The organism is Kitasatospora sp. NPDC090308 (assembly GCF_044769485.1).
GTDB classification, from domain to species: Bacteria; Actinomycetota; Actinomycetes; order Streptomycetales; family Streptomycetaceae; genus Kitasatospora; species Kitasatospora fiedleri.
On the sequence record NZ_JBIVXY010000012.1, the window covers coordinates 206,319 to 232,008 of the forward strand.

20 protein-coding genes are annotated in these 25,690 nt (G+C 74.4%); 10 read left to right on the top strand and 10 right to left on the bottom strand.

What is annotated here, in order from left to right; all coding sequences use genetic code 11:
- Positions 1 to 389: 389 nt before the first annotated feature.
- From ACIQVD_RS25445 to ssd, 3 genes are all read right to left on the bottom strand, one after another.
- On the bottom strand, positions 390 to 1,469 hold the full coding sequence (locus tag ACIQVD_RS25445; RefSeq protein ID WP_402291803.1) for a type II secretion system F family protein: 1,080 nt from the start codon (positions 1,467 to 1,469) through the stop codon (positions 390 to 392).
- 94 nt (positions 1,470 to 1,563) lie between these two features.
- Positions 1,564 to 2,805, bottom strand: a complete 1,242-nt coding sequence (locus tag ACIQVD_RS25450; protein WP_402291814.1) for a TadA family conjugal transfer-associated ATPase — start codon at positions 2,803 to 2,805, stop codon at positions 1,564 to 1,566.
- Between the two features lie 417 nt (positions 2,806 to 3,222).
- Entirely contained in the window at positions 3,223 to 4,320 is a 1,098-nt protein-coding gene (gene ssd / locus ACIQVD_RS25455; protein WP_400683773.1) for a septum site-determining protein Ssd, read from the bottom strand.
- A gap of 566 nt (positions 4,321 to 4,886) precedes the next feature.
- Here ssd and ACIQVD_RS25460 point away from each other — a divergent pair.
- Positions 4,887 to 5,792: an HAD family phosphatase gene (locus ACIQVD_RS25460; RefSeq protein WP_282206169.1), complete on the top strand. Its 906-nt coding sequence runs from the start codon at positions 4,887 to 4,889 to the stop codon at positions 5,790 to 5,792.
- Between the two features lie 464 nt (positions 5,793 to 6,256).
- Here the strand turns inward: ACIQVD_RS25460 and ACIQVD_RS25465 are convergent, their stop codons facing one another.
- Positions 6,257 to 7,138: an oxidoreductase gene (locus ACIQVD_RS25465; protein ID WP_400683767.1), complete on the bottom strand. Its 882-nt coding sequence runs from the start codon at positions 7,136 to 7,138 to the stop codon at positions 6,257 to 6,259.
- Between the two features lie 204 nt (positions 7,139 to 7,342).
- On the opposite strand from ACIQVD_RS25465, the gene ACIQVD_RS25470 reads away from it, so the two are divergent.
- Together ACIQVD_RS25470 and ACIQVD_RS25475 are read left to right on the top strand one after the other, a co-directional pair.
- Positions 7,343 to 8,329, top strand: coding sequence for an ATP-binding protein (locus ACIQVD_RS25470; RefSeq protein WP_402291804.1), 987 nt, complete (start codon positions 7,343 to 7,345; stop codon positions 8,327 to 8,329).
- Positions 8,330 to 8,719: 390 nt separating this feature from the next.
- Complete coding sequence (locus ACIQVD_RS25475; RefSeq protein WP_402291805.1) at positions 8,720 to 11,056, top strand: SulP family inorganic anion transporter; 2,337 nt, start codon at positions 8,720 to 8,722, stop codon at positions 11,054 to 11,056.
- Positions 11,057 to 11,190: 134 nt separating this feature from the next.
- Here the strand turns inward: ACIQVD_RS25475 and ACIQVD_RS25480 are convergent, their stop codons facing one another.
- Positions 11,191 to 11,697: a hypothetical protein gene (locus tag ACIQVD_RS25480; RefSeq protein WP_402291806.1), complete on the bottom strand. Its 507-nt coding sequence runs from the start codon at positions 11,695 to 11,697 to the stop codon at positions 11,191 to 11,193.
- Positions 11,698 to 12,008: 311 nt separating this feature from the next.
- Between ACIQVD_RS25480 and acs the strand changes: the two genes are divergently transcribed.
- Positions 12,009 to 13,964: an acetate--CoA ligase gene (gene acs, locus ACIQVD_RS25485; protein WP_402291807.1), complete on the top strand. Its 1,956-nt coding sequence runs from the start codon at positions 12,009 to 12,011 to the stop codon at positions 13,962 to 13,964.
- 91 nt (positions 13,965 to 14,055) lie between these two features.
- Here the strand turns inward: acs and ACIQVD_RS25490 are convergent, their stop codons facing one another.
- Entirely contained in the window at positions 14,056 to 15,129 is a 1,074-nt protein-coding gene (locus tag ACIQVD_RS25490; protein ID WP_158585401.1) for a serine hydrolase, read from the bottom strand.
- Between the two features lie 335 nt (positions 15,130 to 15,464).
- On the opposite strand from ACIQVD_RS25490, the gene nhaA reads away from it, so the two are divergent.
- The 3 genes from nhaA to ACIQVD_RS25505 all read left to right on the top strand — a co-directional run bounded on the left by nhaA (position 15,465) and on the right by ACIQVD_RS25505 (position 18,399).
- Entirely contained in the window at positions 15,465 to 16,757 is a 1,293-nt protein-coding gene (gene nhaA / locus ACIQVD_RS25495; protein ID WP_100837528.1) for a Na+/H+ antiporter NhaA, read from the top strand.
- A gap of 125 nt (positions 16,758 to 16,882) precedes the next feature.
- Entirely contained in the window at positions 16,883 to 17,353 is a 471-nt protein-coding gene (locus tag ACIQVD_RS25500) for a phage holin family protein (RefSeq protein ID WP_100837527.1), read from the top strand.
- A gap of 77 nt (positions 17,354 to 17,430) precedes the next feature.
- On the top strand, positions 17,431 to 18,399 hold the full coding sequence (locus ACIQVD_RS25505) for an alpha/beta fold hydrolase (protein WP_400683754.1): 969 nt from the start codon (positions 17,431 to 17,433) through the stop codon (positions 18,397 to 18,399).
- 401 nt (positions 18,400 to 18,800) lie between these two features.
- Here ACIQVD_RS25505 and ACIQVD_RS25510 read toward each other — a convergent pair whose 3' ends face one another.
- Together ACIQVD_RS25510 and ACIQVD_RS25515 are read right to left on the bottom strand one after the other, a co-directional pair.
- Entirely contained in the window at positions 18,801 to 19,499 is a 699-nt protein-coding gene (locus ACIQVD_RS25510) for a metal-dependent hydrolase (RefSeq protein ID WP_402291808.1), read from the bottom strand.
- A gap of 129 nt (positions 19,500 to 19,628) precedes the next feature.
- On the bottom strand, positions 19,629 to 20,813 hold the full coding sequence (locus ACIQVD_RS25515) for a MarP family serine protease (RefSeq protein WP_400683748.1): 1,185 nt from the start codon (positions 20,811 to 20,813) through the stop codon (positions 19,629 to 19,631).
- A gap of 153 nt (positions 20,814 to 20,966) precedes the next feature.
- Here ACIQVD_RS25515 and ACIQVD_RS25520 point away from each other — a divergent pair, with 153 nt between their 5' ends.
- Positions 20,967 to 21,758, top strand: a complete 792-nt coding sequence (locus ACIQVD_RS25520) for a DUF4389 domain-containing protein (protein ID WP_402291809.1) — start codon at positions 20,967 to 20,969, stop codon at positions 21,756 to 21,758.
- A gap of 24 nt (positions 21,759 to 21,782) precedes the next feature.
- On the opposite strand, the gene ACIQVD_RS25525 is transcribed toward ACIQVD_RS25520, so the two are convergent.
- Together ACIQVD_RS25525 and nth are read right to left on the bottom strand one after the other, a co-directional pair.
- Positions 21,783 to 22,493, bottom strand: a complete 711-nt coding sequence (locus ACIQVD_RS25525; protein ID WP_400683742.1) for an NUDIX hydrolase — start codon at positions 22,491 to 22,493, stop codon at positions 21,783 to 21,785.
- A complete protein-coding gene (gene nth, locus ACIQVD_RS25530; protein WP_400683739.1) occupies positions 22,490 to 23,353 on the bottom strand; it encodes an endonuclease III in 864 nt (287 codons plus the stop codon). The genes ACIQVD_RS25525 and nth overlap by 4 nt, the downstream gene beginning before the upstream one ends.
- 158 nt (positions 23,354 to 23,511) lie before the next feature.
- Between nth and ACIQVD_RS25535 the strand changes: the two genes are divergently transcribed.
- On the top strand, positions 23,512 to 23,778 hold the full coding sequence (locus ACIQVD_RS25535; RefSeq protein ID WP_282206182.1) for a heavy-metal-associated domain-containing protein: 267 nt from the start codon (positions 23,512 to 23,514) through the stop codon (positions 23,776 to 23,778).
- A gap of 53 nt (positions 23,779 to 23,831) precedes the next feature.
- Positions 23,832 to 25,690 (top strand): heavy metal translocating P-type ATPase (locus ACIQVD_RS25540; protein ID WP_402291810.1); only part of this gene is annotated, 1,859 nt, incomplete at its 3' end.

Here is a 25,690-nt window from a genome sequence, read left to right on the forward strand (position 1 = left end):
GGCCGACACCGCCGGAACGCACCGCTCGACCCGCCGACGGACCGCCCGCCACCGCACCGCCGCCAGCACCTCCCCGGCCAACCCGGCAACCGCCGTCGGCACCAGAACCGCCGTCACGTCCACCTCGCCTCCCGCACTCGTCGCCACCCGCACCGAACCCCTGGATCGCCCCGCGCCCGCACCACCCCGCGCCGTCCTCGCTCCCTGGCCACGCCCACCCCTCCCGATCCGCCCGAAGGACTCCCCGCCCCGGTGCCGACACGGCGGCCCGGGGCCCGTACCGCGCCATCCGCCGCCCACCGTCCTCATCACCGACTAACCGTCAATCACCTTGCCGCGGTGGCCCGTCGAAGCCTCCGGATGAGCCCGAGCCTCCTGCCCGAAGGCCGTCACCACCCGACCGGCCCCACCGTCGGCGACCGCGGAGTCGCGAGCCGGAGGTCGCCGCGGGTCCGGGAGATCCCGCAACTGGCGGTAGCGGGGCGGGCCGGTCCGGGGCGGGCCGGGGCGTCCTCGGCGGAGCGGACGATCCGGGCCGTCCAGAGGATCCCGGCCGTCTCCAGGGCCGCCCCGACCAGCAGGCCGAGCAGGCCCACCGGGGTGTGCAGCAGGACGTGGACGGGGTCCGCCCCGAGTGCCGCGCCCAGGCCGAGGCCGACGGCGGGCAGGGCGGCGAGGACGGCCATCGTGGTGCGCGGGCCGGCGAGTTCGCCCGCGATCTCCTCGCTGAGGGCCCGTTCGGCCCGCAGCGCGTCCGCGACCTGCTCCAGCCCGGCCGCCAGCCCGGTGCCGCTCTCGGTGCTGACCTGCCAGCAGGCCGCCATGGCCGCCGCGCCCTCCCCGCCCGGTAGTTCGGCCACCAGGCGGAGCGCCGCAGGCAGGTCCGCTCCGTAGCGGCCCGCCGCCAACCGGGCCGCGGGTTCGGCGCCGAGGCGGCGGCCCCAGTCGGGGGCGGCCCGGGCGAGGACGGCGTGCATGGCCTGCTCGGGGGTGGCACCGCTGCGCAGCTCGGCCGCCAGCCCGGCGGACAGGTCGATCACCGCCGTGGCCCGCCGCCGGGCCGCCCGGGCCGTGCGCCGCCCCGCCCGCCAGCGCCGGAGCGGGACCACCCCGCAGGCCGCCCCGATCACCGGAAGCACCGAGGAGGTGCCGTGCCCCACCACCGCCCCGAGCGGGAGCAGCAGCAGTTCGGGCACCAGCCAGCGCGGTCGCCGACGCCGCCACAGCGCCCGCATCCGCCCCAACCGGCCCGACGGCCCACCCCGGCCCCGACGCCCGTGCAGCACCCGCCGCATCCGGCCGCCACCGCACATCCGGCGGCGTACTCCGAGCAGCCAGGCCGCCACGAGCACCCCGCCGATCGCCCCGGCGGCCACCCCCAGCAGGGCCGCCGCACGAGCCGCACCACCGGGCCGGAACACACCAGCCAGCACCCCGGACGCCCCGAGTACCTCGACCGAAACGGTCATCACAGCCTCCTGACCGCGGAGCGCAGCAGGCGCCACGCCACCACTCCGAGCACGCACAGCGCGATCACCCAGACGCACTCCAGCCGACCCACCGTCATGTCCCCTCCTCCGCAGGCTCGATGGCGACACCCTCCGGGCCCGCCCCGCCCCCGGCCCCGGTCCCGGCGGCCTCCGGGTGCGGCGGGAGGTCGAGGCCGCGTTCGGCGCACAGCTCCCGCAGGCGGGGCCAGCCGGGGCCGGGGCGGGCCCGGCCGTCGCGGTCGAAGTGGACGGCGGCGGCGGTGCCGGTCAGGCCGTCGGGCCCGCCGACCAGCAGGTGCAACCCGGTGACCCGGCGGCGGCCGTCGACACGGTCCCGGCCGAGGTGGACGACCGCGTCCAGTCCGGCCCGGAGCTGGCTGTGCAGGGAGCGCCGGTCGAGGCCGGCCAGCGAGCCGAGGGCCTCCAGCCGGGCGGGCACGTCGGCGGCGGTGTTGGCGTGGACGGTGCCGCAGCCGCCCTCGTGGCCGGTGTTCAGCGCGGACAGCAGGTCCACCACCTCGGCGCCGCGGACCTCGCCCACCACCAGCCGGTCGGGCCGCATCCGCAGCGCCTGCCGGACCAGGTCGCGCAGGGTCAGCTCGCCCAGCGACTCCTGGTTGGGCGGGCGGGACTGCAACCGGACCACGTGCGGGTGGTCCGGGCGCAGTTCGGCGGAGTCCTCGGCGAGCACGATGCGCTCGTTGCCGGGGACGAGGCCGAGCAGGGCGGCGAGCAGGGTGGTCTTTCCGGTGCCGGTGCCGCCGGAGACCAGCAGGGAGAGCCGGGCCCGCAGGACGGCGGCGAGCAGGTCGGCCCCGGACGGGGGCAGGGCCCCGGCGGCGACCAGTCCGGGGAGGGTGAAGGGCTCGCGGCGGCTGGTGCGCAGCGAGATGTGGGTGCAGTCGGCGGCGATCGGGGGGAGGACGGCGTGCAGCCGGGTGCCGTCGGGCAGCCTGGCGTCCACCCAGGGGCGGGCGTCGTCGAGGCGGCGTCCGGCGGCGGTGGCGAGGCGGTGGGCGAGCCGACGGACGGCGTCCGCGTTCGGGAAGCGCACCTGGGGGGCGCGTTCCAGACCGTGGCCGCGGTCGACCCAGACCTGGTCGGGGCCGTTGACCAGGACGTCGGTGACTCCGTTCTCGGCCAGCAGCGGGTCGAGCGGGCCGGCGCCGACGATCTCGGAGCGCAGGCTGCGCACCGCGTTCAGCACGTCAGCCCCGCCGAGCGGGGGCCCGGCCGCACGCAGCGCGGCGGCGACCGACCCGGCGGTGGGCGGCGCGCCCGCCTCGGCGAGCCGGATCCGGACGGCGTCCACCAGATCGGCGGCCCCGTCCTGGACCGGTCCGGCGGGCCCCGCGACGGGAACGGCCGGCGGCCCGTCGTCCGCCGGGGCGGCGGGCGGCTTCCGGCGCACCAGGTAGCGCACCGGCGGGGCCGGTCGGCCCTCGGGAGCGGACCCGCCGTCCCCGGCCGGGAGGACGTCCTCCACGGGATCTGACGGGGCGCTGACGAGGCTGCGGGGCCGCGGTACGGCGATCCGGCGGTGAGTGCGGGCGATCGGCCGCCGAACGGCCCGCCGGCCGCCCTGGTGATCGTCCGGGGCACGGCCGTCCTCGGCACGGACACCCACGGCGTCCAGACCGACGGCACCCGAGTCGACGACCCGGGAGTCGATGGCGTGCGGGTCCACGGCGCGGGAGTCGATGGCGTGCAGGCGGTTGGTCATGGTCGCTCCTCAGGCCGCCACGACGGGCGGCATCGCTTCGGTCAGGAATCGCCCGCAGAACCGGGCGAGCGGCCCGCGCTCCCGCAGGCCGGGCGGGGTGCCCCGTTCGACGTCCAGGGCGAGGCCGGGCTCGGGGGCCAGCTCCCCCGCGAGCCGCAGGTGCAGGCCGCGGGCGACGTCGGCGGCGGTGAGCCCGGACGGGCCGGGGGTGCGGACGACGGCCCGCAGGTCGGTGAGCCGTATCCGGACGGCCGCGGCGACCCGGTCGGCGGCCGCCAGGGCGCGTAGTTCGGCGGGGACCACGAGCAGCCCGGTGTCGGACTGTTCGAGGGCCTGGGCGGCGGCGGCGTCGAGCTGTCTGGGCAGGTCGAGGACGACCAGCCCGCCGCGTCTGCGGGCGGCCGCCAGCACGCTGCGCATGGCCTCGGCGGGGATGGCCAGGGTGTCGGACCTGTCCCAGGACAGGGTGCTGAGCCGGTGCGGCCCGGGCAGCGCCTTGGCCAGCTCGGTGCCGCTGATCCGGCCGCGGGAGGCGGCCAGGTCGGGCCAGCGCAGCCCGCCGGCCTGCTCGGCGCCGAGCAGTACGTCGAGCCCGCCGCCGAGCGGGTCGCCGTCGATCAGCATGGTGCGGTGCCCGGCCCGGGCGGCGCAGACCGCGAGGGCGCAGGCCAGGGTGGAGGCGCCGGCGCCGCCGCGCCCGCCGAGCACGGCGACGGTGAGGGCGGGTGGCCCGACGCCCTCGGTGGCGTCGGCGATCCGGTCGAGCAGCCAGGGCTGCGCGTCCGGCAGGAAGAGCACGTGCTCGGCGCCGAGCCGGACGGCGCGGACCCAGACCTCCCCGTCGTCGAGGTCGAGGCCGAGCAGCAGGACGCCGGGCCGGCGGGCCAGGCCGGCGCACTGGTCGGCGAGGTCGTCGCCGACCAGCACCAGCGGGGCGTCCGCCCACAGCCGGGCGGGCGGTGGGACGCCGAGCAGCCGCGGTTCGGCCCCGGCGGCGGCGCACAGGCGGGTGAGCTGTTCGGCGAGCGCGGCGTCGCCGGTGAGGACCAGCGGCCCGGGCGGGGGCTCGGGCGCGGTGGCGTGCGGGTCGGTGACGGAAGCGGACAAGGCGGCCTCCCGTGGTGCGGGGACGGTCTGACGGCGCGTCGGACGCGGTGGCCCGGACGGGCTCCGCGTGGCGGCGCGGACACCACGGTGCAGGACGGCGCGGAATGCGTCAGCCGACTTCCGATTGCCTGTGGATAACTCGCCCCTGTGGATAACCGAGGTCACTCGGACGGGGGCTAAAGCAGTTCGGAATTGACGCTTCGGGTATGCCGATATGACACTCGCACAACTACGCAGAGTGACAAAAACTTGGGATGCGGAGAAACCTCGACAACGGCTCCGGAGCCGCTGGAGCACCCCCCGCAACCACCGGCACCACCACTCCCTGCAGGCTCAACTGCCAAGGGAAATGGGCCCGGACATGCGACGACCCCCGCCGGGGGGGAGAGCGGGGGTCGTCTATCCACGGCCCGGCTCGGGGGGGAGGAGCCGGACCGGGTTAGCACGGTCGCGCGAACGATCCGTGACTTCCATGGTGTACCCGACCGGCCAGAAACACAAACCCGCACGCCCGCGGGTCCACCGAATGGCCCTCCCTTTTGCCCGCCCCTCTATCCTCGGTTCCCGTGGACACCACCGAGAACGCCGACTTCGCCGACCGCGACGCCGCTGCCGGGCCCGACGCGGGCGCCGGAACCGGCCACCGCGCGGACCGGGGCGGCCACGACGCGCCCCGCACCGCCGCCTTCTTCGACCTCGACAAGACGATCATCGCCAAGTCCAGCGCGCTCGCGTTCAGCCGCCCCTTCTACCAGGGCGGCCTGATCAACCGCCGCTCGGTGGTGAAGAGCGCCTACACCCAGTTCATCTTCCTGGTCGGCGGCGCGGACCACGACCAGATGGAGAAGATGCGGGCCTACCTGTCCTCGCTCACCCGCGGCTGGAACGTCCAGCAGGTCCGGGAGATCGTCGCGGAGACCCTGCACGGCATGATCGACCCGCTCATCTACGACGAGGCGGCCTCGCTGATCGAGCAGCACCACGCGGCCGGACGGGACGTGGTGATCGTCAGCAGCTCGGGCTCCGAGGTGGTCGAGCCGATCGGCCAACTGCTCGGCGCGGACCACGTGATCGCCACCCGGCTGCACGTCGAGGAGGGCCGCTACACCGGCGAGATCGAGTACTACGCGTACGCCGAGAACAAGGCGGCGGCGATCCGGGAGCTGGCCGAGCGGGAGGGTTACGACCTGGCCAACTGCTACGCGTACAGCGACTCCTCGACCGACCTGCCGATGCTGGAGGCCGTCGGCCACCCGGCCGCGGTCAACCCGGACCGGGCGCTGCGCAAGGAGGCGGCGGCCCGCGAGTGGCCGGTGCTGGCGTTCAGCCGGCCGGTCGAACTGACCCGCCGGCTCCCGGAGTTCCACGCGCCGAGCCGCTCGGTGGTGGCCGCGGTGGCGATCGGCACGGCGGTGCTGACGGCCGGGGTGCTCTGGTACAGCGCGCGGCGGCGGCGTCCGGCGGCGGCCTGAGCGGCGGCGGGTCCGACCGCCGCCGGGTTCGCAAAATCGGACAAACCTCTACGCAAACCCGTAAAGAACCTGTTTTCGGGTTCCTCTTTCGGCGGATCTGAGGTAGAAATGGGGTACGGCCCGCGAGACCCGGTCAGGACCCCAAGAGGTCGAACCGACAACGCAGTTAAGGCCCCACGGACCGATGTACGGACAACCGGGCACCCACATGCAGCCGACCCGCTGACGGGCCGCCGCACCAGGCGAACGGGCACAGGACCCCGCCTGATGGGCATAGAAACGGTGCATGCACTGGTAACCCGGTCTCCGTACCAGCGGCGACGCCCGGAAGTCTCGGCGTCGCCGCAACTGCGTTCCGGGACCGGCGGGTTCCGGAGCCCACGGGTTCCGGCACCGCGCGGGGCCGGCCCGCACCCGGGCAGGACCGCGCCGGGGCAGGACCGGCTCGCGTCCGGGCGGGGCCCTCAGACCATGCCGCGCTGCATCGCCTCGCACACCGCGGTGCTCTCGCGCACGCCCAGCCCGAGTCCGGCGGCGCAGTGCACCAGCCAGCGGGACACGCCCTCGGGGGTGCCCTCCAGGTAGCCGAGCAGGGCCTGCCGGTAGGCGGCGGTGCCGAGTTCGGCGAGGCCGACCTCGGCGGGGCAGATCGCCTTCGGGTCGAGGCCCTCGGCGGTCAGCACGATCCGCTGGGCGGCCCGGGCGACCAGCCCGTTGTGGGTGCCGAACGGGCGCAGCGCGAGCAGTTCGCCGTGCACGACGGCGGCGACCACCAGGGCGGGCGCGCCGCCGGCGGGGCGTTCGGTGCGGGCGGTGAGCAGCCCGGCGAGCTGGTCGAGGCGGGCGGCCGTCTCGGCGGGCGGGGGCGGCGGCGGGAGTTCGCCGACCGGGCCGGCCGGGGCCTCGCCCTCGGTGGCGGCGACCTCCCGCGGGAACAGCGGCGCGGCCTCCTCGCCGTCGCGGCGCGGGCGGCCGGCCGCGGGGTCGCCGTCGCCGACGGCGAGCAGGTGGAGCCGGGCCAGCACCTGGAGCGGGGAGGTGCGCCAGACGCTGAGCAGCTGGCCGGCCTCGGCGGACAGGCGGAGCGCGGCGCCGACCGTGCGGGCCTCGGGGTCGGCGCCGAAGTCGGTGCGGCGGCGGACCTCCTCCAGCGGCCAGTCGGCGCCGTCCAGGGCGGCCGAGGCGCGGGCGCCGCGCAGCGCGGACTCGGAGGTCACCTCGCCCGCCCGGCGCCGCATCACGCGGTGCCCGTAGAGGCGGTCGACGTTCTTGCGCACTTCGGCGACGGCCTCGGGGACCCCGGCGAGCTGGGCCAGCGGGGCGAGCGGGTCAGTTCCTGTGGTCACCTACCCGAGAGTAATGAATCCACCGGGCGGCCGGGAGGCAACCCCCGGGTCACCCTTTCGTGGCAATCCGCCCTTCCCTCATGTGCGCTACCCCAAACCACCGCTAGCATGTCCACTAATCGGTGACGATAACGGTTTCCAACAAGCGCCGGGGCCGCCAGGGCCCCACGGACACCACAGAGCCAGAGAGCCGGAGACTCAGAGATGAAGATCGCCTTCGTCGGCAAGGGCGGCAGTGGCAAGACCACCCTGTCCGCCCTGTTCATCCGCCACCTGGCCGCCGTCGGCCGCCCGGTGCTCGCCGTCGACGCCGACATCAACCAGCACCTGGGACCGGCCCTCGGCCTGACGGACGCCCAGGCCGCCGCGCTCCCCTCGCTGGGCGCGCACCTGCCGGAGATCAAGGAGTACCTGCGCGGCGACAACCCGCTGATCTGCTCCGCCGAGGAGATGATCAAGACCACTCCGCCCGGCCCCGGCTCCCGGCTGCTGCGGATCGTCGAGGAGAACCCGGTGTACGCGGCCTGCGCCCGCCCGGTCGCCCTGGACGAGGGCTCGGTCCGGCTGCTGGCGACCGGCGCGTTCACCGAGGAGGACCTCGGGGTGGCCTGCTACCACTCCAAGGTCGGCGCGGTGGAGCTGCTGCTCAACCACCTGCTGGACGGCCCGGACGAGTACCTGGTCACCGACATGACGGCCGGCTCCGACTCCTTCGCCTCCGGCCTGTTCACCCGCTTCGACCTGACCTTCCTGGTCGCCGAACCCACCCGCAAGGGCGTCTCGGTCTACCGCCAGTACAAGGAGTACGCCCAGGACTTCGACGTCCACCTGCGGGTGGTCGGCAACAAGGTGCAGAGCCCGGACGACCTGGCCTTCCTGCGCCGCGAGGTCGGCGAGGACCTGTACGCCTGCTTCGGGCAGTCCGGCTGGGTGCGGCGGCTGGAGCGCGGGGACGAGCCGCCGCTGCGCGAGCTGGAGCCCGCGAACCGGGAGGTGCTGGCCCGGCTGCGGACCGCCGCCGACGCCGCCCACGGGCTGCGCGACCCGCGCCGGTACAGCGCCCAGGCGGCCCGCTTCCACCTGCGCAACGCGGAGAGCTGGGGCAACGCCAAGGTCGGCGCCGACCTGGCCGACCAGGTCGACCCGGACTACGTGCTGGGCGCCGAGCGGGCCAGCACCGCCGGGGTCTGAGCCGACGCCCCGCTCCACCGCCCGGAGGGGCCGGTCCGCCCAGCCCGGCGGACCGGCCCCTCCGGCCTTCCCGCCGGGAAATTCCCGACCGCCCCGGGTGCCACACGATGTGGTGAACGCCCCTATTTGTACTGGCACTCGAAGCGCACGCTGTGCAAAGGTTCCATTACTCTCAGTTTACCAACTCTTGAACCACCGGACGCCACGGGCCGTCGCCACCGCGCCCCAGGCCCCGCAACGCCGCGCCTTCGCAACGCGCCGCCGCGCACGCTCCCCACGGCCGCGCCGCCGCCCCGCCGCACCCGCTGTGACCCACGACAGCCGATCCGACCAGACCCACCGCCGGACCTGACTGCGTTCGTTCCCCCGGAAGAAGACGGGAAGACACCCATGACACTCGACGTCTCCAGCGCCCCCATCGCCTCCGACACCACCGACCACGCCCCGCCGCCGCCCGGCGGCACCCCGGGCCGGGTCCGCGTCCTGCTGGCGCACGACCTGCCGGCCTCCCTCGCGGTGTTCCTCATCGCGGTGCCGTTCTCGCTCGGCATCGCGCTGGCCACCGGCGCCCCGCTGACGGCCGGTCTGGTCGCCGCCGCGGTGGGCGGGCTGGTGGCCGGCTTCCTCGGCGGCACCCACCTCCAGGTCAGCGGCCCGTCCGCGGCGCTGACCGTGGTCACCGCCGGGGTGATCGCCCAGTACGGCTGGCCGACCGCCTGCCTGATCACCGTCGCCGCCGGGCTGCTGCAACTGCTGCTCGGCTCGCTGCGGGTGGCCCGCGCCGCGCTCGCCGTCTCGCCCGCCGTGGTGCACGGCATGCTGGCCGGTGTCGGCGTGACCATCGCGATCGCCCAACTGCACGTCATCCTCGGCGGCACGCCGCACAGTTCGGCCCTGGCCGACCTGCGCTCGCTGCCCGGCGAACTGGCCGGACCGCACCTGCCCGCACTGATGGTCGGCCTGCTGGCGCTCGCGATCCTGTACGGCTGGCCCCGGCTCGGCCGGCTGCCCGGCGCGGCCGGCCGGATCGGCGCCCGGCTGGCCCGGCTGCCCGCCGCGCTGGTCGCGGTGGCCGCCGCCACCACGCTGTCGCTGCTGGCCGAGTTGCGGCTGGCCCGGGTCGAGCTCCCGGTCTGGGAGCACCACCAGTTCTTCTCGCTGCCCTCCTCCGCCCTGCTGTCCGACCACTGGGCGGTGCTGCTCGGCCTGGTGCTGACGGTCACCGCGGTGGCCGGCGTGGAATCGCTGCTGTCCTCCGTCGCGGTCGACCGGATGACCCGCCGCAGCGGCGACCTGGACCGCGAGCTGCGCGCCCAGGGCGCGTCCAACCTGTTCTCCGGACTACTCGGCGGCCTCCCGGTGGCCGGCGGCGCCGTCCGCTCCACGGCCAACGTGCAGGCCGGGGCGGCCACCCGGGCCTCCGCGGTGCTGCACGGCTGCTGGGTGCTGGTCGCCGCGCTCGCGCTGACCGCCGGGCTGCGGCGGATCCCGCTGGCCGCGCTGGCCGCGCTGGTGCTGGTGGTCGGCGTGCAGATGGTGAGCTTCGCGCACATCCGCCGGGTGCACCGGCACCGCGAGTTCCCGGTGTACCTGGCCACCGTGCTCGGAGTGGTGCTGCTCGGCGTCCCGCTCGGGGTGGTGCTCGGCGGCGCGGTGGCCATGCTGCTCGCCCTCTACCGGCTGACCCGCGCCCACGTCGACGTGCTGGCCGAGGAGGACGGCTCGTACACCGTCCGCACCCACGGCCCGCTGACCTTCGCCGCCGTCCCCAAGCTGAGCCGGGCGCTGACCCGGATCCCCGCCGGGGCCCGGGTGACGGTCCACCACGACGGCTCGTTCCTGGACCACGCCGCCTACGAGGCGCTGCACGCCTGGCGCACCGGCCACCAGGACTCCGGCGCGCAGGTGGCGATGCTGACCGAGCGCCGGCCGAACGACGTGCTGGACCCGGACGGCACCGTCCGCGCGGGCAGCTCCCCCGGCCCGCACCGCTGCCGGGCCTGGACGCCCTGGGTCGGCCACCACTGCATCGAGCAGAACGAGGACGACCCGCACGTCCGCCTGCTCGACGGCGTCCGCGGCTTCCAGCAGCACACCGCCCCGCTGGTCCGCCAGGAGCTGGCCCGCCTCGCCCGGGACGGCCAGACGCCCTCGCAGCTCTTCCTCACCTGCGCGGACTCCCGGATGGTCACCAGCATGATCACCAGCTCCGGCCCCGGAGACCTCTTCACCGTCCGCAACGTCGGCAACCTGGCCCCCGCCCCGTACGAGCCGGGTGCCGCCGACGACTCGGTGGCCGCCGCCGTCCAGTACGCGGTGGAGGTCCTGGAGGTCGCCTCGATCACGGTCTGCGGGCACTCCGGCTGCGGCGCGATGAAGGCCCTGCTGGACGGCGTCACCGAGGTGTCCGGCCCGCCCACCGCGCTGGCCCGCTGGCTGCGCAACGGCCGCAGCTCGCTGGACCGCCTGCGGCGCGCCCCCGCCGAGTTCGAGGGCCGTCCGGCGGCGGACGTGGTCGAGCAGCTGTGCATCACCAACGTGGTGCAGCAGCTCGACCAACTGCTGGCCAACCCGGCGGTGGGGCGCCGGGTCGCGGACGGTTCGCTGCGGCTGGTCGGGATGTACTTCGACTTCGCCACGGCCCAGACCTACGTGCTGGACGCCGCGACCGGCCGGTTCACCCCGGTGCACGCGCGGGTGGAGCCGGAGCAGGACCTGGCCGCGTAGGAGGCGCGAGCCGCCCGGTGCGAGCCGCACGCTACGAGCCGGACGACGCGTGCGGCCGCGAAGGCCCGTCACGACGGAGGCCCACCAAGACGGAGGCCCGCGGGAGCGGTTGGCCGCCCCCGCGGGCCCCGGTGTCACCGCAGCAGCCGGGCCAGGTCGGCCGGGGTCACGTAGCCCGGCCAGCGGTGGTCGGTGAAGAGGTGCACGCCGGCGTCCTGGTAGCACTGGTCGACGAGTTGGGAGCAGATCATGTGCCGGGTGGTGGCGACGAAGCGCCGCAGCGAGGGGCCCGCCGGGAGGTGCAGGCGGGCGGCGGCGAGGGCGAGGTAGTCGGCGAAGCTGTAGGGGGTGCCGAGGTAGGAGTGGGCGGCCGCGGTGATCGCGGCGCGCTGGCCGTCGGTGAGCGGTATCCGGCCGGTGGACCAGCGCGCGGGGACGCCGTCGTAGCCGGAGAGCGGTTCGAGCCGCGCCCCGCCGGGCTGGGCCTCCAGCAGGCGGTCGTCGCCGAGGTAGACGAAGGCGTGCTCGTAGTCGGCGAATCCGTCGCCGTTGAGGAACTGGCCGATCCGGATCAGACGGCCGATGGCGCCGTCCATCCGGACGACCGCGAAGTCGCCGGGGAGGGGTGGGGTGACGGTCATGGTGGTACCTCCATCATGGTTGCTCAGGGTGATGGAGTGAGCACTCTCAGTGGAGGGCCGGTCGGCGGGGGCGTCAAGGCACTGTGCGGGATTGACCGGCGCGAGGGGCGGGAAAACGTGGTGGGGGCCGGCGGAAGCGCCGGGGCCGTGCCCACCTGGGGCGGAGTCCCGATCCGGTCAAAGGTCTACACCAATTTCCCGGCAGCACTTGTCAACGGAGCTGTCGGCCTGGTGAGCTGTGCGCTGGGACACACGGGACAATCCCTCCGCACGGGGTTCCCCGGCATTTGAGACTCGATGAGGAGTGCGCGTTGAGCAACGAGAGCCTGGCCAATCTGCTCAAGGAGGAGCGGCGTTTCGCCCCGCCCGCGGAGCTCGCCGCCTCCGCCAACGTCACCGCCGACGCCTACGCCCAGGCCTCCGAGGACCGGCTGGCCTTCTGGGCCGAGCAGGCCCGCCGGCTGAGCTGGGCGGTCGAGCCCACCGAGACCCTGGACTGGTCGAACCCGCCGTTCGCCAAGTGGTTCGCCGACGGCAAGCTGAACGTCGCGTACAACTGCGTGGACCGCCACGTCGAGGCCGGCCACGGCGACCGGGTCGCCATCCACTTCGAGGGCGAGCCCGGCGACAGCCGCGCCATCACCTACGCGCAGCTCAAGGACGAGGTCTCCCGCGCCGCGAACGCCCTGCAGGAGCTCGGCGTGGCCAAGGGCGACCGGGTCGCCGTCTACCTGCCGATGATCCCCGAGGCGGTCGTCGCGATGCTCGCCTGCGCCCGGATCGGCGCGGCGCACTCGGTGGTCTTCGGCGGCTTCTCGGCCGACGCGGTGGCCTCCCGGATCAAGGACGCCGACGCCAAGGTCGTCATCACCGCCGACGGCGGCTACCGCCGCGGCAAGCCCTCCGCGCTCAAGCCGGCCATCGACGAGGCGCTGACCAAGGTCGACGGCGTGCAGAGCGTCCTGGTCGTGCGCCGCACCGGCGAGGAGGTGGCCTGGACCGAGGGCCGCGACGTCTGGTGGCACGAGCTGGTCGACGGCCAGTCGACCGAGCACACCCCCGAGGCGCACGACGCCGAGCAGCCGCTGTTCATCCTGTACACCTCGGGCACCACCGGGAAGCCCAAGGGCATCCTGCACACCTCGGGCGGCTACCTCACCCAGGCCAGCTTCACCCACAACGCGGTCTTCGACCTCAAGCCGGCCACCGACGTCTACTGGTGCACCGCCGACATCGGCTGGGTCACCGGCCACTCGTACATCGTCTACGGCCCGCTCTCCAACGGCGCCACCCAGGTGATCTACGAGGGCACCCCGGACACCCCGCACCAGGGCCGGATGTTCGAGATCGTGCAGAAGTACGGCGTGACCATCCTCTACACCGCGCCGACGCTGATCCGCACCTGGATGAAGTGGGGCGACAACATCCCCGCCCAGTTCGACCTGTCCAGCCTGCGGGTGCTGGGCTCGGTCGGCGAGCCGATCAACCCCGAGGCGTGGGTCTGGTACCGCGAGCACATCGGCGCGGGCCGGACCCCGATCGTCGACACCTGGTGGCAGACCGAGACCGGCGCGATCATGATCAGCCCGCTGCCGGGCGTCACCGAGACCAAGCCGGGCTCCGCCCAGCGCGCCCTGCCCGGCATCGCCGCCACCGTGGTGGACGACGAGGCCCGCGAGGTGCCCGACGGCTCCGGCGGCTACCTGGTGCTGACCGAGCCGTGGCCGTCCATGCTGCGCACCATCTGGGGCGACGACCAGCGCTACGTCGACACCTACTGGTCGCGCTTCGAGGGTCGCTACTTCGCCGGCGACGGCGCCAAGAAGGACGAGGACGGCGACATCTGGCTGCTCGGCCGGGTGGACGACGTGATGCTGGTCTCCGGCCACAACATCTCCACCACCGAGGTCGAGTCGGCGCTGGTCGGCCACCCGGCGGTGGCCGAGTCCGCGGTGGTCGGCGCGACCGACGCCACCACCGGCCAGGCGATCGTGGCCTTCGTGATCCTGCGCGGCACCGCGACGGACAGCGAGGAGCTGATCGCGGACCTGCGCAACCACGTCGGCCGCACCCTCGGCCCGATCGCCAAGCCGAAGCAGATCAAGGTGGTCTCGGAGCTGCCCAAGACCCGCTCCGGCAAGATCATGCGCCGACTGCTGCGCGACATCGCCGAGGGCCGCGAGGTGGGCGACACCACCACGCTGGCCGACTCCTCGGTGATGAACCTGATCCAGTCCCAGCTGCCGGCCGCCGGCTCCGAGGGCTGATCCGCCACCGCCCCGACGGGCCGGGCCCCGATCCGCGCGGTGCGGATCGGGGCCCGGCCCGTCGGGCGACCGGGGCCGGTCGGCCCCGGGGTCAGACCGCCAGCGCCCGCAGCGTGTCGTACGCGGTCTGCGCGAACCGGCGGCGCCCGGTGGCCAGCGGGCCGGCCAGGGCGACCAGGCCGGTCTGCGCGGCCCGGTCGAAGCCGACGAAGGCGGTGCAGCGGCCGGTGGAGCCGTTGTGGAAGACCACCTCGGCGTCCTCGGCCGGGCGGTGGTGCCAGCTCAGGCAGATCCGCTGCCCGGAGCCGCGCCGGGAGACCCGGGGCAGGCACACCTCGCGCAGCGCGGTCCGCAGGCTCGCCGCCGCGCCGGTCCGCTCGGGGATCGGCACCGCGTCCACCGCCAGGTGGGCCTGGAGGTAGCGCAGCATGTCGTCGGCGGTGGAGCGCAGGGCCGCCGCGCCGGGCAGCGCCGGGATCTTGAACGAGGGGATCCAGCGGCCGCGCCGGTAGCCGGTGGTCTCGTCCCGGCCGGTGCCGCAGGAGGTGTCGAGCAGGCCGAGCGGTTCGCAGACCCGCCCGGTGAGCAGCTCCTGGTAGCGCTGCCCGGCGGCCCGCTCCAGCACCAGGCCGAGCAGCCCGGCGCCGAGGCTGGAGTAGCGGACCCGGGTGCCGGGAGTGCCGCGCACCGGGGTGCGGGGCAGCGCCCGCAGCAGGTGGGCGGCGCTGAACGTGGCGTACGGGCTGGTGAACCAGCGGGGCACCGCGGCGGGAGCCAGGCCGACCGGCAGCCGGGGCAGTCCGGAGGTGTGGGTGGCCAGGTGCAGCAGGGTGATCGGGCGCTCGTGCGGGTAGCCGGGCAGCACCTCGGCGGGCAGGTAGCGGTCGATCGGGTCGTCGTAGCCGACCTCGCCGCGGGCGACCATGTCGGCGAGCAGCAGGCCGGTGAAGGTCTTGGTGACCGAGCCGAGCTCGAACCGGGTGTCGGCCCGGACGGGGCGCTCGCCGGCCCGGTCGGCGTAGCCGCGGCAGGCGACGGTGCGCTCGGTGCCGCGGATCACCGCGACGGCCATGCCGCCCTCGGGCGCGCCGGCGGCGAACAGCGGGCGCAGCAGGTGTTCCAGGTCCGGATCGGCTAACGGAGGCTGGGCGGTGTCGGCGCCCACGGCTCCTCTCGCTTGGGGACCCACGGCCTGCACCGGTATGGGTTCGGCTTCCTGACTGGGCATTGGCTCCTCCATGACGGGGCGGGCCACCCGGACGGCGGCCCGCTTCTGCGCCCGACCCTAGGAACGCGGCGGGTGGTCCGCATCCGGCCGAACCCATCCGGGTCAGTGCGCCGCGGGCCGCCGCCGGACCGGCATAAAGTGGGACGAACCGATGACCCGCTTGTCACGCGTCGTAGGATGTCAAGAAAACGTCAGGATCCGAGGCGCGCCGGGAAGTCTGGTCGGCACTGCACCACCCGTGTGTCCGCATGCCGCCTCAGGAGGTCCCCGCCGTGACCGGCCCGTCCGACGACCGCCGTCCGTTCCTCGGCCTGCTGTCCCTGCCCGAACGCCGCTACCTCGCCGACGCGCTGCGCACCGAGACGGTCGGCGGCGTGCTGCTGCTGGTGGCCGCGGCCTGCGCGCTGGTCTGGGCGAACGTCTGGCCGCACGGGTACGAGGCGGTGCTGGAGCACACCGTCGGGCCGAGCGGGCCGCTGCACCTGGACCTGCCGCTGGAGGCGTGGGCGCAGGACGGGCTGCTGACGGTCTTCTTCTTCGTGGCGGGCATCGAGCTGAAGCGCGAGTTCGTGGCCGGGGAGCTGCGCACGCCGAGCGCGGCGCTGCTGCCGGTGGTGGCGGCGGCGTCCGGGGTGCTGCTGCCGGCGCTGCTGTTCACGGTGGTCAACGTGGCCGCGCCGAACGGGCACCCGGCGGGCTGGGCGATCCCGACGGCCACCGACATCGCCTTCGCGCTGGGCGTGCTGGCGGTGGTGGGCAGTCACCTGCCGTCCGCGCTGCGGGCGTTCCTGCTGACCCTGGCGGTGGTGGACGACCTGATCGCGATCCTGATCATCGCGGTCTTCTACTCGTCCGGGATCGAGTTCTGGGCGCTGGGGGCGGCGCTGGCGGGCCTGGTGCTGTTCTGGTTCCTGCACCGGCGCGGGGTGCGCGGCTGGTGGCTGTACGTGCCGCTGGCGGTGGTGATCTGGGCGCTGATGCACGAGAGCGGGGTGCACGCGACGGTGGCGGGCGTGGCGATGGGCCTGCTGCTGCGCTGCCACCGCGAGGAGGGCGAGGAGCGGTCGCCGGGCGAGCGGATCGAGCACCTGGTGCGGCCGCTGTCGGCGGGGCTGGCGGTGCCGGTGTTCGCGCTGTTCGCGGCGGGCGTGCCGGTGTCGGGGAAGGTCCTGGGCGAGGTGTTCACCCAGCCGGCGCCGCTGGGCATCGTGATCGGCCTGCTGGTCGGCAAGTCGGTGGGCGTCTTCGGCGGCACCTGGCTGGCCGCCCGCTACACCCGGGCCGTCCTGAACCCCCGGCTGACCTGGTCCGACATGGTCGCGCTGGCCACCGTCGCGGGCATCGGCTTCACGGTGTCGCTGCTGATCAGCGACCTGGCCTTCCCGGACGACCCGCACCTGGCCGAGCTGTGCAAGGAGGCCGTGCTGGTCGGTTCGCTGGTCTGCGCGGTGGTCGGCACCCTGCTGTTGAAGCGGCGCAACCGGTACTACCGGCAGCTGTGCGCGGACGAGGACCGGGACGAGGACGGCGACGGGATCCCCGATGTGTACCAACAGCAGGGGTGACACGCCGTCCGGCGGGTACCCGGAGTGGTGCCCGACTCGCCGGTAGGGGCATGATGCTGAGCTGACACACCCGTGTGTGACGCTCGCTCAGGACACCCCACCAGCCCGTTGAACGGAGACCGCCGATGGCCGCAGGAGCCGCACCCCCGAACGGCCGCACCCCGCACGAGGGCGAGCGGACGATCGGCGAGCTGTTCGCCGACGCCAGCGCCGAGCTGTCCAGCCTGGTGCACGACGAGATCGCGCTGGCCAAGGCGGAGATCAAGGCCGACGTGGTGCGCGGCGGGATCGGCACCGCGGCCGGCGTGGTGGCGGGCGTGGTCGCGCTGGCCTCGATCCCGATGTTCTCCTTCGCCTTCGCCTGGGGCCTGCAGGCGCTGGGCATCACCACCGGCTGGTCGTTCGCCATCGTCGGCGGGGCGTACGTGCTGATCGCGCTGCTGCTGGCGTTCCTGATGGTCCGGTACTTCAAGAAGATCCGGAAGCCGGAGCGGACCATCGCGGGCGCCCAGGCCACCGCCGAGGTGCTGAAGAACGCCAAGCCCCGGCCGGCCACCAAGGAGGAGATCGACCGGGCGCTGGGCCGGATCCAGTGAGCACCGGCCGGTAACGGTTGCGCGCGGGCGTGGGCACCGGGCGGGTGCGAGGGGTGCGGATGTGACAGGCTGCTGGTATGTCGTTGGACCAGAAGCCCGTGGATGAGTCCGCTCCCGTTCCCGTACCGCCGGTGCCCGGGGAGCCGTGGAGCGTGCGCTCGGCCGGGCCGTGGACGCACCGGGACGTGGCGGCGAACGGCGCGCGCTTCCACATCGCCGAGCTCGGCGAGGGCCCGCTGGTGCTGCTGGTGCACGGCTGGCCGGAGTACTGGTGGGCGTGGCGGCACCAGCTGACGGCGCTGGCCGCGGCGGGCTTCCGGGCGGTCGCGCTGGACCTGCGCGGCATGGGCGGCTCGGACCGCACCCCGCGCGGCTACGACCCCGGCAACCTGGCCCTGGACGTCACCGGCGTGATCCGCTCGCTCGGCGAGCGGCAGGCGCACCTGGTGGGGCACGCCACCGGCGGCACGCTGGCCTGGGTGGCGGCGGTGATGCGCCCCTCGGTGATCCGCAGCCTGACGGTGGTCTCGGCGGCGCACCCGCGGCACCTGCGCCGGGCGCTGCTGACCGACCGCAAGCAGATCGCCGCGTTCGAGCACGTGCTGGGCTTCCAGCGGCCGTGGATCCCGGAGCGCCGGCTGGTCGCGGACGACGGGGCGCTGGTCGGCGCGTACCTGCGGGACTGGACCGGACCGAACATGCTGCCCGCGGAGGCGGTGGCGGCGTACCGCCGGGCGATCCAGGTGCCGAGCACCGCGCACTGCTCGATCGAGCCGTACCGCTGGCTGATGCGGTCGATGGCGCGGCCGGACGGCATCCAGTTCGCCCGCCGGATGAAGAAGCAGATCACCGCGCCGGTGCTGCACGTGCAGGGCGCCTCGGACCCGGTGCTGCTGTCGCGGACGGCGCTGGGGGCGGGCGAGTACGTGTCGGCGCCGTACCGGTGGCGGCTGCTGCCGGGGGTCGGGCACTTCCCGCACGAGGAGGTCCCGGAGGAGTTCACCGCGGAGCTGATCGAGTGGGTCCGCCGGCACGACGGGGCCTGAGCGGCGGCGGCCCAACCGGCCGCCGATCCGGCCCAGTTGGTGGCGTTCATATGACAAGTGCATAGGCCAGTCGGCGGTCCCGGAGGCGGTTACTCCGGGCGGCCCAGGGGAATCCCTCCGGTATGACCTGGATGCCCGATCGAGAAGCCCAGCCGCGCCGAGGCCGCCGTGGCAGCAGCAGCTCGCAACAGCACGTCCCGCAGCCGGAGTGGCCCTACGAGTCCGCCGTGCGGACGCCACGCGGAGCGGGGTACCGGCTCGGCATTCCGAAGATCATCGGGCGGCGCGCCCGCTGGGTCGGCGCCCGGCTCCGCCGGGAGGGGTGAGCCGCCCCGAGCACCGCGAACGGCCGGGGCCGGCCCGGAGGGGTCCTCCGGGCCGGCCCCGGCCGTTCCGCGCGCTCAGCTCAGCACGGTCGGCGAGATGGTGGTCGACCAGAGCAGCAGCGCGAACGTCGCCAGCGTCATCACCGGGACGAGCACCTTGGTCTCCACCTTGTTGCCGGTGCGCTTGATCAGCACCACCTCGTAGCGCACCTTGTGCGGCCACAGCAGCGGCGCGCCCTGCTTGGTCAGGCAGTCGCCGAGCAGGTGCGCCAGCGTGCCGAGGGCCACCGCGTACGGCAGCCAGCCCGGGGCGCTGGGCAGCCACTCGAGCATGCCGAAGGTGCCGAGCGCGGCCAGGCCCATCACGGTGATCCAGGACTGCGGGCCGTCGCCCGGCGGGTGCAGGTGCAGCGACTGGATCGCCATGGCGAGCAGGAAGAACGTCAGGCCGATGGTGAAGTTGCGGCCCAGGTAGGTGATCCCGGCCCAGCTGCCGCCGCCCATCAGCGCCACGAACAGCAGCGAGTGGGTGGCGTGCCGGTGGCCGCCCGAGACCAGCGCGACGATCCGGCACAGCAGCTTGGAGATCGGGCCGAGGAAGTTGGCGATGGTGCCGTCGTGGTGGTCCAGGTCCGGCAGGAGGGCCGCGCCCGCGCACAGCACGGTGCCCATCAGCACGTCGGCCGGCTGGAGGTGCATGTTCAGCACCGGCGGGAGGAACGGCGCGGTGGCCGCGAACAGCAGGGCGCCGCTGACCGCGTGCGAGTGACCCATCATGACGTGTGTCCGACCTCCCGTGGGCTCCCGTCCAAGGCGGCCCGGGATTGGACCGATCGGGTGAGCTGGGCCGACGCTACCAGGAGCGGCGGACGGACCGTCAGAGTGGTTTCGGCCCCGGAGCGGTCACAGCGCGCAGCCCTCGGTGCTGACCTTTCCGCTGGCGGCGGCACCCTGCGTGACGTCGTCCTTCACCTCGGCGGCGGTCAGCACGTACCCGGTGTCGGAGCTGTCCAGCGACTTGGCGAACACCACCCCGTACACCTGGCCGTCCGGGGTGAGCAGCGGGCCGCCGCTGTTGCCCTGGCGGACCAGCGAGCGCACCGAGTAGACGTCCCGGACAACCTGGCCGCGGTGGTAGATGTCCGGGCCGTTGGCCTGGATCCGGCCGCGGATGCGGGCGGGCTGGACGTTGAACGAGCCGTTCTCGGGGAAGCCCGCGACGATCGCCGAGTCGTTGGAGCGGGCCTCGCCCGCGAAGGACAGCGGCGGGGCGTTCAGCTTCGGGACGTCCAGCACCGCGATGTCGCGCTGCCAGTCGTAGCGGACCACCGTCGCGTCGTACAGCTGGCCGGCGCCGCCGATCTGCACGGTCGGCTCGTCGACGCCGCCCACCACGTGGGCGTTGGTCATCACCCGGTGCGGGGCGAACACGAAACCGGAGCCCTCCAGCGTCTTGCCGCAGGAGGTGGCGGTGCCCAGCACCTTCACCAGCGAGCCCCTGGCCCGCAGCACGCCCGGGCTGTTGGCCAGCGCCGGGTCGGGCGGCTCGACCTCGGTGATCGGCTCCTGCTCGAACGGGTTGAACACCTGCGGGAAGCCGTTGCGGGCCAGGTCCTGGCTGAGGTCGGAGAACCAGTTCGGGGCGTCGCTGGGCAGCGCCCGCTGCACCGTGCCCAGCACCTTCGAACTGCGGACCTGCTTGGAGACGGTGGGCAGCGAGGTGCCCGCCAGCGCCGAGCCGATCAGCCAGGCCACCAGCAGCATGGACAGCACGTTGACCAGCGCGCCGCCGACCGCGTCCAGGGTCTTCACCTCGGCCCGGCCGATCCGGCCGCGCAGCTTCCACCCGAAGTGCGTGGTGACCGCCTGCCCGACCGCGGCCAGCACGATCACCACCACCACGGCCACCACCGAGGCGGTGGTGCCCGGCGAGAGGTGGCGCAGCAGCAGCGGAAGCAGCTGGACGGCGACCAGTCCGCCGCCCAGGAAGCCCAGCACCGAGAGCGCGCCGACCACGAACCCCTGCCGATAGCCGGAGACGGCGAAGCCGAGCGCGGCGGCGATCAACAGCAGATCCAGGACGTTCACCCGAATACCCTCCCACGTCCCGCCGGGCGGGGGACACCGGTCCCCGGCCGTCGCCCGATCGGGTCAGTCCGGCGGGCAGCGCGGCCGGGACGGTTGGGACCGTCTGACCATCCGACCTTCCGCGCAGCCGACCAGGGAACAGGGAGCCGAACCATGGAACAACCCAGGTGGGACGTGCCGGTCGTGGACCGCACCGAGTTCCAGCCCGCCCTGGACATCCCGCCGCCCGGGGCGCAGAACCGGCTCACCGTGCTGCTGCGCCTGCTGCTGCTGGTCCCGCAGTACGTGGTGCTGTGGCTGCTGTCGATCGTCGCCTTCGTGGTGGTGGTGATCGGCTGGTTCGGCGCGCTGTTCGCCGGGCGGCTGCCGCGGTTCGCCGTCGGCTGGCTGAGCGGGTACCTGGCGTACGACACCCGGGTCTACGCCTCGACGCTGCTGATCACCGACCGCTACCCGCCGTTCCGGTTCGACGCCCCCGACTACCCGGTCCGGATCGAACTGCGGGCCGGCGGGCCGCTGAACCGGCTCGCGGTGTTCTTCCGGCTGCTGCTGGCGATCCCCGCCGGGATCGTCCAGGGGCTGCTGCAGAGCGGCTGGTGGGCGGTGTCCTTCATCAGCTGGCTGGTGGTGCTGGTGCTCGGGCGGATGCCGCGGGCGCTGTTCGAGGCCACCGCCGCGGTGCTGCGCTACCGGATGTGGTTCGAGGCGTACCTGATGATGCTCACCGCGGCCTACCCCAAGGCCGTGTTCGGCGACCCGGCCGACTCCGAGCCGGTGCGCTCCGCGACCCGGCCGCTGGTGCTGACCGGGGCCGCGAAGGCGCTGCTGGTGATCTACCTGGTGCTCGGGGTGATCGGGTCGGCGGCGAGCTCGGTGACCAACGACTGGGACTCCTACGAGGACGACGGGGGCACGGTGTCGACCATGGCGCCGCTGCCGCGCTGAGGGGCGCCGCCCGGGTGGGGGACCTCAGGCGTCGGGGCGCGGCCGGGACAGCGCCACGGCCTCGGCGGAGAGCTCCACGGTGCGCTGGGTGTCCCAGGGGCGCTCCAGGCCGCTGAAGTGCAGCACCCGGTCGATCACCCCCGCGGTGAACCCCCACACCAGGCGGCCGGCCACCTGGAAGGCGGGCCCGGTGAAGCCGGACGGGTGCCGCAGCCGGGCCCGGTTCGCCGGGTCGGTCAGCTCGGCCAGCGGCACCCGGAACACCGCGCCGGTCTCCGCCGGGTCGACCACGGCGACCGGCGACTCCTCCCGCCACCATCCCAGCACCGGCGTCACCACGAAGCCGCTGACCGGGATGTACAGCGCGGGCAGCCGGGCGAACAGCTGCACGCCCGACGCGTCCAGGCCGGTCTCCTCGACGGCCTCGCGCAGCGCCGCCGCGAGCGGGCCGCCGCCCGCCGGGTCGCCGTCCTCCGGGTCCAGCGCGCCGCCCGGGAAGGACGGCTGCCCGGCGTGCGAGCGCAGGCTGCGGGCCCGCTCGATCAGCAGCAGGTCCGGCCCGGCCGGGCCCTCGCCGAACAGCATCAGCACCGCCGACGGGCGACCGCCCTCGGCGGGCGGCAGGAACCGGCTCAACTGCTCGGGCGCCGCCCGCTCGGCGGCCTCCCGCACCGGCAGCAGCCAGGCCGGCAGGCCGTCGCGGACCAGCGCGGGCGGGGTCGGGAACGCCGTCATGCCCGCCCCCGCGCGGCCGGCCGGGCCTCGGGGTCGGTGTCCGGCAGCGGGTGGCCGGCGGCGACCTCGGCGCGGGCCGCGGCCTCGCCCGGGAAGTCCGCCGGGGGACGCAGGCGCTGGCCGGGCTGACCGGCCAGCTCGTACTTGAGCAGCTTGCGGGCCCGCTCCGGGTCGGTCTCCCCGATCCCGTACGACGGGCACAGCGGCGCGATCGGGCACGCCCCGCAGGCGGGCTTGCGGGCGTGGCAGACCCGGCGGCCGTGGAACACCACCCGGTGCGAGAGCATCGTCCACTCCGACTTCGGGAAGATCGCCATCACGTCGGCCTCGACCTTCTCCGGGTCCTCCTCGGCCGTCCAGCCGAAGCGGCGGGCCAGCCGCCCGAAGTGGGTGTCGACGGTGATGCCGGCCCCGCCGAACGCGTTCCCGATCACCACGTTGGCGGTCTTGCGGCCCACGCCCGGCAGCGTGACCAGGTCCTCCAGCGCGCGCGGCACCTCGCCGTCGAAGCGGTCGCGCAGCGCGATCGACAGGCCGATCAGCGACTTCGCCTTGGCCCGGAAGAACCCCGTCGGCCGGACGATCTCCTCCAGCTCCTCGGGGACCGCCGCCGCGAGGTCCTCCGGCGTCGGGTACTTCGCGAACAGCGCCGGGGTGGTCTGGTTCACCCGCAGGTCGGTGGTCTGTGCCGACAGCACGGTCGCCACCAGCAACTGGAACGGTCCGTCGAAGTCCAACTCCGGGTGCGCGTACGGGTACAGCTCCGCCAGCTCACGGTTGATCCTCCGGGCCCTGCGCACCATCCCGAGGTGCGTCTCGGGCTTCTTCCGCGGGGCCTTCGCGGCCTTGCTCTCTGCCATGCACGAAGGCTACGCCGAAGCGGCCGGGCCACGGCCGGGAATCGGCCGCACCCGGCCGCTGCGGGAGCAATGTTTGCTCTAGATACCCCCCAGGGGTATAACTGGGGCACGAAGCCGATACCCCCCATGGGTATCGGAGGACCACACCGGAGGTTTCCGTGTCCTGCTGCTCCAGCGAAGGCACCTGTTCGACCACCGCGACCGCGCCGGTCGCCGTCACCACCGTGTTCACCGTCGCCGGGATGAGCTGCGGCCACTGCGAGCGGGCCGTCGGCGCGGCGGTCGGCGCGCTGGTGGGGGTCCGGGGCGTGCGGGTCGACGTGGCGGGTGGGGTGGTGAGTGTCGACTGGGACGGCGAACCGGACGAGGCGGCGGTGGGCGCCGCGATCGACGAGGCCGGTTACGAACTGACCGGCCGGGTCTGAGCGACCGGCCGCGGGAGCCCGGCTCCGGCCGGGAGAGAACACGAGGAGCCCTGATGACCACCCAGACAGCACCCGCCTCCACCGAGGTGGAACTCCGCATCGGCGGGATGACGTGCGCGTCCTGCGCCGCGCGGATCGAGAAGAAGCTCAACCGGATGGACGGCGTGCGGGCCAGCGTCAACTACGCGACCGAGAAGGCCCGGGTGACCGTCGCGGGGCCCGTGGAGGTCGCCGACCTGATCGCCGCCGTCGAGGCCACCGGCTACACCGCCGCGCTCCCCGAGCCCCCGACGGCGGCGGCCGGAGGCGGTGAGCGGGCCGACGAACTGGCGCCGCTGCGGCAGCGGTTGGTCACGGCCGTCGTGCTGGCGGTGCCGGTGATCGCGATGGCGATGGTGCCCGCGTGGCAGTTCGACGACTGGCAGTGGCTGTCGCTGACCCTGGCCGCGCCGGTGGTGACGTACGCCGCCTGGCCGTTCCACCGGGCCGCCTGGACCAACGCCCGGCACGGCGCGGCGACCATGGACACCCTGGTCTCGATCGGCACCGGCGCCGCGTTCCTGTGGTCGCTGTGGGCGCTGTTCCTCGGGGACGCGGGCATGGCCGGGATGCGGCACGGCTTCGAGTTCACCGTCGCCCGCTCGGACGGCGGGTCGAACATCTACCTGGAGGCGGCGGCCGGCGTCACCGCGTTCGTCCTGGCCGGACGCTACTTCGAGGCCCGGTCGAAGCGGACCGCGGGCGCCGCGCTGAAGGCGCTGCTGGAGCTGGGTGCGAAGGACGTGGCGGTGCTGCGCGGCGGCCGGGAGGTCCGCGTCCAGGTCGGGCAACTCGCCGTCGGGGACCGCTTCGTGGTGCGCCCCGGCGAGAAGGTCGCCACCGACGGCACCGTGGTCGAGGGCAGCTCCGCCGTGGACGCCTCCATGCTCACCGGCGAATCCGTGCCCGTCGAGGTCACCGTCGGGGACACCGTCACCGGCGCCACCGTCAACGCGGGCGGCCGACTGGTCGTGGAAGCCACCCGCATCGGCGCCGACACCCAACTGGCCCGGATGGCCAAACTCGTCGAGGACGCCCAGAACGGCAAAGCCGCCGCCCAACGCCTGGCCGACCGGATCTCCGCCGTCTTCGTACCGGTGGTGATCGTCCTGGCACTGGCCACCCTGGTCGGCTGGCTACTGGCCTCCGACAACCCCACCGAGGCCTTCACCGCCGCCGTCGCGGTACTGATCATCGCCTGCCCCTGCGCCCTGGGCCTGGCCACCCCCACCGCCCTCCTCGTCGGCACCGGACGCGGCGCCCAACTCGGCATCCTCATCAAAGGCCCCGAAGTACTGGAGAACACCCGCAAAGCCGACACCGTCGTCCTCGACAAGACCGGCACCGTCACCACCGGACACATGACCCTCCTCGCCCTCCACACCACCGAAGACACCGACGAAGACCAGGCACTGCGACTGGCCGGAGCCCTGGAACACGCCTCCGAACACCCCATCGCCCGCGCCATCGCCACCGCCGCCCGGGAACGCCTCGGCCACCTGCCCGCCGTCGACGGCTTCGAGAACCTCCCCGGCCTCGGCGTGCAGGGCCTGGTCGAGGGGCACGCGGTGATCGCCGGACGCGAGGCGCTGCTGGCCGACCGGTCGCAGCCCCTGCCGGCCGGACTGGCGGCGGCGAAGGCCGCGGCCGAGCGGGCCGGACGGACCGCCATCGCGGTCGGCTGGGACGGAGCGGCCCGCGCCGTGCTGGAAATCGCCGACGCCGTCAAACCCACCAGCGCCGAAGCCGTCACCCGACTACGCGCCCTGGGCCTACGACCCGTCCTGCTCACCGGCGACAACCGAGCCGTCGCCGAGACCGTCGCCACCGAAATCGGCATCCCCGCCGACGACGTGTACGCCGACGTCCTCCC

Excerpts from the sequence above, each read along its gene's own strand:
- ACIQVD_RS25475 (WP_402291805.1), top strand. The coding sequence starts at position 8,720 with ATGACACTCGACGTCTCCAGCGCCCCCATCGCCTCCGACACCACCGAC.
- ACIQVD_RS25445 (WP_402291803.1), bottom strand. The coding sequence starts at position 1,469 with ATGACCGTTTCGGTCGAGGTACTCGGGGCGTCCGGGGTGCTGGCTGGT.
- ACIQVD_RS25470 (WP_402291804.1), top strand. The coding sequence starts at position 7,343 with ATGAAGATCGCCTTCGTCGGCAAGGGCGGCAGTGGCAAGACCACCCTG.
- ACIQVD_RS25510 (WP_402291808.1), bottom strand. The coding sequence starts at position 19,499 with ATGGGTCACTCGCACGCGGTCAGCGGCGCCCTGCTGTTCGCGGCCACC.
- ACIQVD_RS25500 (WP_100837527.1), top strand. The coding sequence starts at position 16,883 with ATGGCCGCAGGAGCCGCACCCCCGAACGGCCGCACCCCGCACGAGGGC.
- nth (WP_400683739.1), bottom strand. The coding sequence starts at position 23,353 with ATGGCAGAGAGCAAGGCCGCGAAGGCCCCGCGGAAGAAGCCCGAGACG.
- ACIQVD_RS25480 (WP_402291806.1), bottom strand. The coding sequence starts at position 11,697 with ATGACCGTCACCCCACCCCTCCCCGGCGACTTCGCGGTCGTCCGGATG.
- ACIQVD_RS25520 (WP_402291809.1), top strand. The coding sequence starts at position 20,967 with ATGGAACAACCCAGGTGGGACGTGCCGGTCGTGGACCGCACCGAGTTC.
- ACIQVD_RS25525 (WP_400683742.1), bottom strand. The coding sequence starts at position 22,493 with ATGACGGCGTTCCCGACCCCGCCCGCGCTGGTCCGCGACGGCCTGCCG.
- ACIQVD_RS25505 (WP_400683754.1), top strand. The coding sequence starts at position 17,431 with ATGTCGTTGGACCAGAAGCCCGTGGATGAGTCCGCTCCCGTTCCCGTA.